This is a genomic window from Ravibacter arvi (genome assembly GCF_039540405.1).
Lineage (GTDB): Bacteria > Bacteroidota > Bacteroidia > Cytophagales > Spirosomataceae > Ravibacter > Ravibacter arvi.
The window spans coordinates 125,138-137,165 of record NZ_BAABEY010000033.1; the positions used below are offsets into that span (position 1 = coordinate 125,138).

Consider the following 12,028-nt stretch of genomic DNA (forward strand, 5'->3'; position numbering starts at 1 on the left):
GGGCCGGAACCGATGTTTCTATCGGTAGTTTGCCTGATCCTGTACATAACCTTTACGATGGTTCAGACAGTGAGACATAGATCTTACTTTTTACTTCCTGATTATTTACGGACGAGGGGCATATTCCCTTAGCCAGCGTCCCGCGGTCTGCTTATAGGGCCCCGGTTACAGGCACCACAGATATTTGCCGGGCATCTATAACCTATGAGAATACCTTTGTCCGGATTTAGCTCAGTCTATAAAGGAAGGGACGGTCCGGCGTAAAGAACCAGACGCACTGTTTTGCTTTATTGGGAACAGTTAGGAAAGATTGGCTCTCCCGCGTCATGAAAAAGACGGAGGAGGACAGGTTGTCTACATTATAAAATAATCGTTTAAAGTCTGTCCGGATGGTATTATCTCTTCTCCGAGCAACTGCCTTGTGTTTAATTCTAATGTTTTTGCTATTTCCGTAACAGGAATGTCACTTTGATGGTTTTTAAATGGATCCTGTAACTGATATGCGATTTTTTCTATGCTGAAGAACCCGACGGAAATCAATAGCAAGAGGGGAATTGCCAATACATTATTGATCGCTTTTAACGAAATGGCCAGCGTTACGACGAAGAGGTAAATCATCAGATGCAATACCAGTCGGTAGCTAGACGGAAAAACTGTTCGGCTGATCCGCTCTGTACCGCCCATCGAATCAGTAAGCCGAATAATCGTTTCCTGCAAATGAATATGGGCGTGCACATCTATCGCATTGTCCAGCCGCAACAGTTGTATGTCTTTTGAGGTCAGCTGCAACAATGCAAGAGGACCGTTGCTATGCTTTAAAATCTCCACTTGATCATCTTCACTCAGTAAATGTTGCAATCCTTCGGCAGAACTACTGCCCCGGAGAGATTTTCCTAATAAATAGCACCACGCATTTTGCCGATAGGAAATTTTTTGGATCATATGAAAATGATCACGACCCGCAAACGATTGCAATTGGATAACTAGGCTTCTTGAATCATTTGTAATTGCCCCCCATAGCTTCCTTGCTTCCCACCATCTGTCATAGGACTGGTTCATTTTAAAAGACAGGAGTACTGATATGGACGTGCCCAGGAAGGCTGGGATGGTCAGAGGCATTGGTGGAAGAAATTCATCGAACTTCGATGCACCAACGTGAGTTATTATTCCTAATGACAAAACCAGTATCAGCTCATATTTGACGATGCTGATCAGGTATTTAAACGGTATGTGGGATTCAAGTATCACAATTTCTATGAGTTTAAGATGATTGCCGGCTGAGCACCTGATCATAAACATCCAGATAGCTGTTGACCATTTTCTCTTTGGAAAACATGGCTTGAGCCCATTGCCTGCATTCCTGCCGCTGGATCTGCCCGATCTTGGTGACGGCCTGTACAGCTTCGTGAACAGTATACACCAGAAACCCGGTTTTCCCGTCCTGAATAAGTTCGCTCATGGATCCTCTATTAAAGGCAATTACCGGCGTGCCGCAAAACATTGACTCCGCCACGCTCAATCCGAAGGGTTCCTCAAACCTGATCGGATGCAGCAAAGCCAACGCTTTTCCCAGCAGCGTTTTCCGCTGGTCAGGCCCTACATTGCCCATGTAAAATACCGATCTGTCGTCGATGAATGGCTTTACTTCCTGATCAAAATAGACTTCATCCTGTATGAGACCAGCTAATATTAAAGTTTTTCCAGCCTGACGAGCAATCTGGATGGCCTCATAAGTACCTTTATCGGGATGGATCCGGCCCCAAAAAAGCAGGTAGTCAGATACCTTGGATTCAAACGGGAAATCCGCGCTTTCAATCCCGTTGTAAACCGTGGCTATATAATCCAGGCTTTCATGACGGTCTGCATTACTTATGGAAACATAAGAGTTTCCGGCATTGTACTTTTGGTATACAGCAAGGATTTTAGGCGAGGAAAAGCCATGGATAGTGGTTACTATCGGAGTCTTGACAAGCCTTGAATACGTCAGGGGCAGAAAGTCAAAATGATTGTGTATCAGATCAAACTGTCCGGCTTTTTCCATCAGGTGACTGATGTGCAGGCACTCGGCCACTTTCGGGTCCGTATACCTGTCTTCGGCATAGGGCGAATCGCTTGTTCCATCCAATCTGGCTTTGGTGATAGAATCCTTCGTCGCAAAAAGCGTGACATCAACTCCTTTTTCGTGAAGACCTTCGGTGAGATAAGAAGCGACCTGCTCCCATGGGCCGTATTGCCGGGGCGGCGTTCGCCAGGCGATCGATGATAAAATGGCGACTTTCATAAAAGCTCAGTCTGCATTTTCGTTACTTCTTCGAATGCTTACAATACGGTAAAATGGGGGATAGGTAGGCCGGCGTACTCTCAGCTACCTGGTTCCGGTTGACCATCAGCAATGTTCCGGCATTATCGTCCAGGTAATGTACTTCTTTCAGGTTGGATATACCGTATTTGGTATGCCGGATAATACAGGTATCGTCAGTCAGCCTTAGTACATGAACCAGTCGGGTTTAAAAGCTGCCCTTTCCGTTCCTTAGGGTTGGGTTGAATTGCTACTATTTCCGGGGTGATGCAGAAATCGGCGGCAGAGCGATACTTGAGTATCGTCCGACTCCTCGAGCATCATTTTTTTGGGAAGCGGATCTACAAATGATATTTTCTGTACTTATAATTCGGTTAGAAATTGTCTCAAAACATATTGAAGAATGCCGCCGTTTCGGTAATACTCAATCTCTATCTTAGAATCCAGCCTTGCAATCGCTTTGAAGCTATTGCTCCGGTTGCTATTACGTGACACAGTTACATCTACCTCGTGTAGTGGTTCAATACCCTTCGTTATCCCGGTTATTGTAAATTGCTCTTCTCCGGTAAGTCCCAGGCTTTCTGCATTTTCTCCGGGTTTATATTGAAGCGGCAAAATCCCCATGCCGACCAAATTGCTCCTGTGAATACGCTCGTAACTTTCAGCAATTATCGCTTTTATGCCCAGAAGGGAAGTGCCCTTCGCTGCCCAGTCCCTAGAAGACCCGCTTCCGTATTCCTTTCCTGCCAGAACAATCAATGGGGTTTCCAACCGCTGGTACTCGATAGAGGCTTCATAAATCGTCATTTCGATCCGTGTAGGCAGATGGGTTGTGTAGCCTCCCTCTCTGGTTGCCAGTTTATTCCGGAGACGTACATTAGCAAATGTGCCTCTTTTCATTACCTCGTCGTGACCTCGACGCGACCCGTAAGAGTTGAAATCAGCTTTTGCAACACCTCTCTCCAGCAAGTATTTGCCAGCGGGAGAGAATTCATTATAGGACCCGGCGGGGGAAATATGATCTGTCGTTATGCTGTCGCCCAAAACCAGCAATACCCTTGCGTTTTGAATGCCTTGCAAGGGGTGTGGAAGGTCAGGGAGATCCTTAAAAAAAGGAGATTCTTTCAGGTATGTTGACTGAGGAACCCAGTCGTATAATTTAGCATTCGGCACTTCCAGCTCCTGCCATTCTTTGCTTCCTTCAAATATAGTGCGATAACTATCGGCAAAATTGTTAGTCGACAACACATTCCGCATAACTTCGTGAATCTGGTCATCAGTCGGGCATATGTCCTTCAAATAAACAGGCTGATGGTTAGGGTCATAGCTGATGGGGTCTTCGAGCAAGTCTATGTCTATCCTCCCAGCGATAGCATAGGCGACCACCAGCATCGGCGACATCAGAAAATTCATTTTTACCTGCGGATGGATCCTGGCTTCGAAGTTACGGTTACCCGATAAGACTGCAGCCACCACTAATTCGTATTCCTCGACAACTTTACTCACGTAAGAAGGAAGCGGTCCAGAATTTCCGATGCAGGAAGTGCATCCGTAGCCGACAATATGGAATTTCAGTGCTTCCAGGTCAGCCAGCAGACCCGCTTTGCTCAGATATTGTGTCACTACCCTGGATCCTGGAGCCATGGATGTTTTTACCCAGGGCTTGACGTCCAGTCCGTACTCTCTGGCTTTTCGAGCGAGTAACCCCGCACCGATCATTGCATAAGGGTTGGAAGTATTGGTACAAGATGTAATCGCAGCAAGTACGACGGCTCCATCAGAGAGAGTGAATTTTTCTTGCCCGGTGGTAAGAGAAACGTTTTTCGTCTCACGCCGTCCGTTTTCTTCGACCGGCGTTTCCACTGGTGAAGTTTGTATTGGATCATCGATTCTCCATGAATTCCCTCCTTCAGTAAACCATTGGGTAAGCTGTTGGGGCTTGACGTATTTACGTCCGAAAGATTGATGTAGCGAATCAGAAAATGCTGCAGGGAGATCCTTAAGTGATATTTTGTCCTGCGGCCTTTTGGGGCCTGCCACACAGGGAAGAACGCTTGATAATTCGATCCTAATAACGTCGCTGTAGACAATCTTCTCGCTTCCTGTACGCCACATTAAGTTAGCTTTGCAATAATCTTCCACTAGTTGGATCTGATCTTCCGACCTGTTGCTCAAGCGCATGTATTCGAGGGTTTTATCATCCACCGGGAAGTAAGTAATAGTGCAGCCGAATTCGGGCGACATATTGCTAATCGTGGCTCTGTCAGGTACACTCAGATAGTCAAGTCCATCTCCAAAGACCTCTATAAATGCGCCGGTCACTCCGTATTTTCTCAGCAACTCGGCGATAGTCAGAACCAGGTCTGTGGCCGTTGATCCGACCGGTAGTCTGCCAGTCAACCGAAGACCAAAAACTTTTGGTGTAGTAAAATAAACGGGTTGACCCAAAATTGCTGCTTCAGCTTCTATTCCGCCGACACCCCACCCCACAATACCTATCCCATTTACCATCGGGGTATGGCTGTCGGTACCAACAAGCGTATCGGGAAACACCTCGCCGTTACGTTCAATAACCACCATTGAAAGATATTCGAGATTTACCTGATGGCAAATACCCATTCCGGGTGGAACAACCCTGAAATTGCTGAAAGAACGTTGGGCCCATTTCAAAAACTGGTACCGTTCTTGGTTCCGGTTATATTCTTCCTCAATGTTTCGTTTATAGGAGTACCCGGTCCCGAAATAATCCACCTGAACGGAATGGTCGACGACCAGATCGACGGGTATGACAGGATTGATCTGGTCGGGATTCTTTCCCCTTCGGGCTATTTCTGCACGCAATGACGCCAGATCTACAACAGATGGTACTCCGGTAAAATCCTGCATCAACACACGAGCGGGTTTGAATGGTGTGTCATCTGCTGAGGTTTCGGGATGCCAGCGGAGCAGCGTTTCAATATTTTGAAGCGTAATGGCAAACCCATCGAAATTCCTTAACACATTCTCCAACAGTATGCGGATACAAAAAGGTAGCTTCTCAGGATCATAACCCAGCTGCTCTAAATTCGGTAGACTATGATAGATATAAGTTCCTTTTCGGGTGTTGAGATTTTTTTTTATACCAAGGATAATGTCTGATTTAAGCATATCGGTATGGGTATATCATCCGGAATTGATAACTCCGGAGCGTGTTGCTAATGTGGAAAATAATTCATATTGCATGTCTGAGATTGATGCTGTCTCTATGGTCTATTTACGTGTGCTCTACCTTTCTCTCCTTCTTTTTCGGGCAGCCGTGTGATGGGGGCTGAGTGCTTATCAAAAAGAGGGGTTAATACGTATTTCAGCCTCTTTAAGGAACGCATGCAAGCATAGGTACCCCCTTTAAGATAGCTCTGTCCTTTCTCTCGCAATCCTTTTCTCACTCTGGCAGATCTGCCTGGTGCCAACAGAAAGCCTAAACCCACACCGGTAACGGCGGCCAGGAGCAATTTAAAAACACTTGCAGTTTTCATCTTTGATACATGTTTAGACTTTGCCAAGCTCATAATGCGGCGAAGACGAAAACTCCCCGTTTACTTCTCCCCTTGCCGTGTAAATTCAAAGTTCGGGATCTCCCTATCAAAAAGTCTTACATATTCCTTCTCACATATTGCAGATATCGCACATTTCGGGGTTTCCTATATTTACTCTTCAGAAGTTCAATTCACTTGCTCTATGCAAGTTCAGGAGAATTTCTTAAGAATACGTTCATAAACGTCAAGGTAACCATTGACCATCTTTTCAATAGAGAACATCGCCTGGGCCCACTGTCGGCATTCCTGCCGGCTGAGATGCCCGATCTTCCCGACCGCCTGAACGGTTTCCTCTACAGTATTGACCAGGAACCCGATTTTCCCGCCAACAATAAGCTCCTGCATAGCCCCCCTGTTGAAGGCGATTACCGGCGTTCTGCAAAACATTGCTTCTGCAACGCTCAATCCGAAGGGTTCCTCAAACCGGGTCGGATGCAGCAAGGCCAGTGCTTTTCCAAGCAGCGTCTTGCGCTGGCCAGGCCTAACGTTGCCCATGTAAAAGACCGATCTGTCGCCGATGAGTGGCTTTACCTTTTGGTTGAAGTAAGCGTCGTTCCGAATGAGACCGGCCAGTATCAGCGTCTTTCCGGCCTGACGGGCGTCTGAATCGCCTCGTAGGTGCCTTTATCGGGATGGATCCGGCCCAAAAAGCAGGTAGTCTGATACATTCGATTCAAACGGAAAATCCGCGCTTTCAATCCCGTTGTAGACCGTGGCTATATAATTCAGACTTTCATGGCGGTCCGCATTACTTATGGAAACATAAGAGTTTCCGGCATTGTACTTTTGGTATACAGCAAGGATTTTAGGCGAGGAAAAGCCATGGATAGTGGTTACTATCGGAGTCTTGATAAGCCTTGAATACGTCAGGAGCAGAAAGTCAAAAGGATTGTGGATCAGATCAAACTCTCCGACTTTTTCCATCAGGTGACTGATGTGTAGGCACTCGGCCGCTTTCGGATCCTATCTGTCTTCGGCATAGGGCGAGTCGCTTGTTCCATCCAGCCTGGCTTTGGTGACAGAATCCCTCGTCGCAAAAAGCGTGACATCAACTCCTTTTTCGTGAAGACCTTCGGTCTGATAAGAAGCTATCTGCTCCCGTGGGCCGTATTGTAGGGGCGGTGTTCGCCAGGCGATAGATGATAAAATGGCAACTTTCATAAAACCTCAGCCTGCATTTTCGTCACTTCTTCGAATGCTTCCAACACGGTAAGATAAGAGATCAGGTAGGCCAGCGTGCTTTCGGCCCCCTGGTTCCGGTTGACGCCATAACTTTCGAGTCCGTCGCAGCAACCCTTCGTTTCAAAATCATAAAGGCTGATTCTCAGGTCATTTTCACCCAGGAACCACATAAAACAGGTGTACAGCTTGGAAACATATGCCTGATCCCTGGTGAGCCGGAAGGCCTGGTGATACATGAGTACCATAGCAAGCGCATCCAGCGGCTGCTGAGCGAATCCGGACGCCACGCCGTTCCGCTTGTACCACTCTTCATTGCCTACTATGGACAAATATCCATTCTGGAGGGTAATCCCTGCCAAAAATTCCATGCTTTCAAAGCCTGTCCTTGCCACCTGCCCGTCCTTGATAAACTCGGCGGCATGCAAAAGCGAGAGTGGAAGCAGTCCGTTGTCATATGCCAGAATCGGTTCAAACCATGCCCAGTCTGGTCCCTTATGCTGTTCAAATTCCGCTACGAGCTTATCCGACAAATCGCGCAATGCCCGGATCATTTCTTCGTCCATCGGGTTGCTTTTCAGATAATAGCAGATCCCGATGACCGTGTTGGCGATCCCTCTCATCGATCTCAGCAGGTGAAAGTTCGGTACCGCATCAAAGAAAATTTCCCGGCCTGTCTGGTAGTAAGCGTCGTTGGGAGCATTCCCCAACAGGTATCCCAGCGACCAGATTGCACGTCCGAAAGCATCTTCCGAACCGACTTCATCCAGGAAGCTTCGGTTAAAACTCAGGAAATTCCTGAACGCCCCGTCTTCCCTTTGCATGTAGTTGATGTAGCTCAGATAGGTGGGGGACAGCTGGAGGGCAAGCGGGTGTTTGTTTCTTTTATAAGCCATCAGGACCATAAGCAATGCTCTCGCATTGTCGTCCAGGCAATACCCTTCTTTCAGATTGGGTATGCCGTATTTGGCGTGCTGAATGATGCCGGTGTCGTCGGTCAGCCTCAATACGTGATCCAGCTGGAAGGGCGGGAGGATAAGCGGATTGAGAACCTGTTCCTTCCGTTCTTTCAAATCAGGTTGATCGGCGACTATACCTGCTGAAAGCGCTGCATACTTTTCACCTGTTTTGGCCCAGGTGATTCCCCGCCCGTAGGCAAAAGCGTTATGTCTGAGCTTCTCCATTTCTTCCGGATTATCAAGCAAATCCAATAAAATATCACGCAGGGCGGATACATCCTGGAATGGGAAGAGCCGCCCCCGGTCATTTGCCAGCAGCTCCTTGGCGTGCCAGTAGGGCGTGGAAATCACAGCTGTTCCTGCGCCGATGGCATAGGATAACGTTCCGCTCGAGATCTGTGCCTCGCCGGTGTAGGGCGTGAGGTAGATATCCGCGGCGGACAGGTACTTAAAAAGCTCCGACTCGCTTATGAATTCATTCAGGAATATGACATACTTTTCAATTTTGAGCTTCTGCACCAGGCTGGCAAGGTAAACCCGGTATTCTTCACCCGAATGCCTGATCACGTTGGGGTGTGTTTTTCCGAGTACAATGTACACCAGCTCAGGGTATCTTTTCGTCACTTCGGGAAGCGCCATCAAAACGGTTTCGATGCCTTTGTTTCTTCCAATAAAGCCGAAGGTCAGCAACACCTTTTTAGACGACAGGCGAAACTCCTTTTTCGAGGATTTTTGATCAAAGTGTATGTCCGGAACACCATGTTCGATGATGACAATTCTGGAGGCTGGTATTTCATATTCTTCCACCAGCATCTCCACCGCGGTCTTGTTCATGACGACAATGGTATGCGCAAGTTTGCAGATCTCTTTCAACACTGCCCTTTCATTGTAAGACGGGTTCTTCAAAACCGTATGAAGGGTTACCAGGAAGGGAATTTCCAGACGATACAGAAAAGGCAGAATATAGATGCCGTTCTGCCCGCCGAAAATCCCGAATTCATGTTCCAATATGCAGATATCAACGCCACTGATATTAATCAAATCGGCAGCCTTCAGATAGTCAGCCTGTTCCTCCTGCCTGATAGACATCACGACTTCTTTCGGATAATCGTAGTGCTGCATGTTTTCGTCAACCGCAATGACAATGCCCTGGCTTTTATTGTTGCCCTGCGATCCCGTTACCGCATCAAACAGATTCTTTGTAAATGTCCCTATTCCACACTGTCGTGGCGGATAGGTGGCAATAAATGAAATTTTCATACCCGATCTCCATTATATATTTCTCACAAGTTAGTTTAAATTATCCGCATTTAATGGTAACTGAATTACCTCCATAAGCTAACACTAAATAATACGATCTTATGCTTTTATATCAGTAATATGTTTAACTTTATAAAATACATACTACTATCATGTCAAAGGAAAAAATAAAAAAAAAGGAAGACAAAAAGAAGTCCCAGAAAAACCTAAAGGAAAAACGGGCTGAGAAAAAAGAAAAACGGAAGGATAAATGGAAAAAAGAATAATTTTCTTTTTTGTTCAACCATAACAAGATAAAATACGGCCGTATAAGTCTGCATTTTATCGTCATTTTGTATACATTTAAAATGCATAGGATAAGTAGAATTATCGTATCATTTCTAATATAGTAAATCTTTCTGTCGGACTCATCCGCTGATTAAATCCTATCTGAAACAAGCAAAATTTTCAGTTTGTTTCAGGAGTTCAAGGTTCATTTCAGGAACCCACCGGTTTGTTTCAGGAGTTTCTATTTTCTATAACACCGGAGTATAGCTGAAGCAGCGAGGGAATCCACCCGGTTTAAAAAAACAACAATCAGGTTTGTTAAGAGACGGATCTTTTGGAAAAACGCAGATCCTCGCGTCAAAATACAGCTGCTCACGGAACTTTATAAACCAGCGCATTCATATTGACCCCCGCCCCCATTGCGGCAAAAAGGATATGCGTGCCGCGAGTGATTTCATGACCTTCAATATTTCCTTTCGCGACCAAATCAAACAGGGTCGGCAAGGTAGCCACAGAACTGTTGCCCAGCCAGGAGATCGTCATGGGCACAAGTTGCTTCGGCGGCCCCTGAATCCCCTATGCGTTGAAAACCTGCTTTAGAATTGCCTCGTCCATCTTTTCATTTGCCTGGTGGATCAGTATCTTGTCGAGGTCAGCCACTCCGATCCCCGCCGTATTGAGCACTTCTTCTATCAATGACGGCATTTTTTTTAGCATGTTTTCGTATAGCTTACGGCCGTTCATTTTCAGAAACAGCCCGTCGTCCGCAAAATCAGGATTGGACGATTTATCCATTTTCAAAACATACGTGAGGTCTTCATTGTAAGACCTGGCGATACTGGCCAGTATCCCTGCACGCTTCTCGCTTTCTGCCGCCTCAAGTATCATGGCCCCGCCGCCATCCGCATAAATCATGCTATCTCTGTCGTGGGGGGCGCACACCCTGGACAAGGTCTCCGCACCGATTACCATTATCTTATTAGCTTTCCCGAGCTGTATCAACTGATCGGCAAAAATGACACCCTGCAACCATCCTGCACAGCCAAAAGGGAGGTCCAGGGCTACTGAGGAAACATTTCTGATATTCAGGCTTTGCTTGACCCGGGAAGACAACGCGGGAATAAATTCGCCCTTCCGGTTTGGGGCCTGTACGTCCCCAAAATTATGCGCAAATATGATGTAATCAAGGCTTTCCGGCTCGGTCATGGACGAAATCAACGCCTCATTCGCCGCAAAAAATCCCATATCCGAAGCCGTAAGTCCTTCTGCTGCATACCTGCGCTCTCTGATACCGGTAATTTTCTCAAACTTCTCTATTGTCTCGGCAGCAGGCCTGGCCAGCCTCGTCCCATTCTGCTCATAGAAAACATGATGAATAAAGTCCTCATTCAATATTCTCCGGGTGGGAATGTAGCTGCCGCTACCGGTAATGATTGTATTACGCTGCCTTTCCATAGTGCCGCCGGCCTTCTTTACACTGTATTTTACGTTAAACCAAATGGGCTGCTGCCCGATTCTCAGAAGTCTGTTCAGCGCACATAACATGCCTTTATTTCGCAGCCGTTTCCCGGCGAACCGGTCACTTCAAAATCGTGGCTCTTCAACAAAACAAGCGCTACCCCGAACAGAGTAGTCACATTGGGTACAGTCTCCCCCTGCCTGAAAAGCACGTCGGAACTGGTAACCTCAACTTTGGCTACCAGTTGGTTATCAAGCAGCGTGAACAAATCATCAAAATGCACCTTCATGGTATTTTTGTCATTTTAAACAGATGAATAATCAATCCACAGGCGCTGTTGGCAATCAGAAAAAAACTGAATCGACAGCACATGTTATACCTTTGCTATATCAGGATTATCCGGAACCAGGTTGTGCTTTGGATAATCCTTTATTCAGAATTTCAAGTGTGAATATCTGTTCAGGAGATTCTTACATTTATGGCATTAAAGCCCTTTTTTCCGTCAACCAGTTCGTAAACTACTTTGTCGTTTTCCCGTATCTCATCCAAAAGACCCGAAGAATGAACAAAAATATCCTCTCCACCTTGTGTCGGTTTTATGAACCCAAACCCTTTAAGGGTATTGAAAAACTTTACAATTCCTTCTTTCATTGTTTTACTTGTTTTAAATTGAATTATTTAGTTTGTTTTTTCTTTCTAGCTTCAACTCATGAAATTTCCTTTGATAAGGATGCTTAAATACGGTAATAAAGATTAGAGGTAACTGAAACTTCCGGCTTGAGCAGACCTATGAAAGAAAGTAGGATTGATACTTGCGGAAGATATCGGTTCACTCTGTTGCCTCCGGGGAGGGGCGTATTGTTTTAAATAGATTCGGCCTTTCATAAATTTACAACGGCAAATAAATTAAGAATCCGGCGGTGCTGCCCTATTGATTCATAAATGTGGCGAGTTTCTGCTTGCAAAGAAAAATCCCACCGCTACGCTTCGGCCAATCAAAAGACCGGTAGGCTCTTTTATTTATGGATTA

The 12,028-nt window shown here is 46.1% G+C and carries 11 protein-coding genes; all 11 read right to left on the reverse strand.

Annotated elements, in window-relative coordinates; genetic code table 11:
* Nucleotides 1-354: 354 nt before the first annotated feature.
* Entirely contained in the window at nt 355-1,248 is an 894-nt protein-coding gene (locus ABD852_RS19160; protein WP_345031852.1) for a bestrophin family protein, read from the reverse strand.
* A 13-nt stretch (nt 1,249-1,261) separates the two neighbouring features.
* A complete protein-coding gene (locus tag ABD852_RS19165; RefSeq protein WP_345031855.1) occupies nt 1,262-2,281 on the reverse strand; it encodes a glycosyltransferase family 4 protein in 1,020 nt (339 codons plus the stop codon).
* A gap of 381 nt (nt 2,282-2,662) precedes the next feature.
* Nucleotides 2,663-5,446, reverse strand: coding sequence for an aconitate hydratase AcnA (gene acnA, locus ABD852_RS19170; protein WP_345031857.1), 2,784 nt, complete (start codon nt 5,444-5,446; stop codon nt 2,663-2,665).
* 578 nt (nt 5,447-6,024) lie between these two features.
* Nucleotides 6,025-6,453 carry a glycosyltransferase gene (locus ABD852_RS19175; protein ID WP_345031995.1) on the reverse strand — a complete coding sequence of 143 codons (429 nt, stop codon included), beginning with the start codon at nt 6,451-6,453 and terminating at the stop codon, nt 6,025-6,027.
* A 45-nt stretch (nt 6,454-6,498) separates the two neighbouring features.
* The gene (locus tag ABD852_RS19180) at nt 6,499-6,798 is read right to left on the reverse strand and encodes a glycosyltransferase family protein (RefSeq protein ID WP_345031859.1); all 300 of its coding nucleotides are present in this window, start codon (nt 6,796-6,798) and stop codon (nt 6,499-6,501) included.
* Nucleotides 6,799-6,837: 39 nt separating this feature from the next.
* Nucleotides 6,838-7,035, reverse strand: coding sequence for a hypothetical protein (locus ABD852_RS19185; RefSeq protein WP_345031861.1), 198 nt, complete (start codon nt 7,033-7,035; stop codon nt 6,838-6,840).
* Nucleotides 7,032-9,272, reverse strand: a complete 2,241-nt coding sequence (locus tag ABD852_RS19190; protein ID WP_345031862.1) for a glycosyltransferase family 4 protein — start codon at nt 9,270-9,272, stop codon at nt 7,032-7,034. The genes ABD852_RS19185 and ABD852_RS19190 overlap by 4 nt, the downstream gene beginning before the upstream one ends.
* Before the next feature lie 639 nt (nt 9,273-9,911).
* Nucleotides 9,912-10,088 (reverse strand): hypothetical protein, encoded by a 177-nt coding sequence (locus ABD852_RS19195; protein ID WP_345031864.1) that lies wholly within the window; start codon nt 10,086-10,088, stop codon nt 9,912-9,914.
* A gap of 27 nt (nt 10,089-10,115) precedes the next feature.
* Nucleotides 10,116-10,994 (reverse strand): 3-oxoacyl-ACP synthase III family protein, encoded by an 879-nt coding sequence (locus tag ABD852_RS19200; protein WP_345031866.1) that lies wholly within the window; start codon nt 10,992-10,994, stop codon nt 10,116-10,118.
* Between the two features lie 74 nt (nt 10,995-11,068).
* The gene (locus ABD852_RS19205) at nt 11,069-11,287 is read right to left on the reverse strand and encodes a hypothetical protein (protein WP_345031868.1); all 219 of its coding nucleotides are present in this window, start codon (nt 11,285-11,287) and stop codon (nt 11,069-11,071) included.
* A gap of 170 nt (nt 11,288-11,457) precedes the next feature.
* Nucleotides 11,458-11,649, reverse strand: a complete 192-nt coding sequence (locus ABD852_RS19210) for a cold-shock protein (protein ID WP_345031870.1) — start codon at nt 11,647-11,649, stop codon at nt 11,458-11,460.
* Between the last annotated feature and the right edge of the window lie 379 nt (nt 11,650-12,028).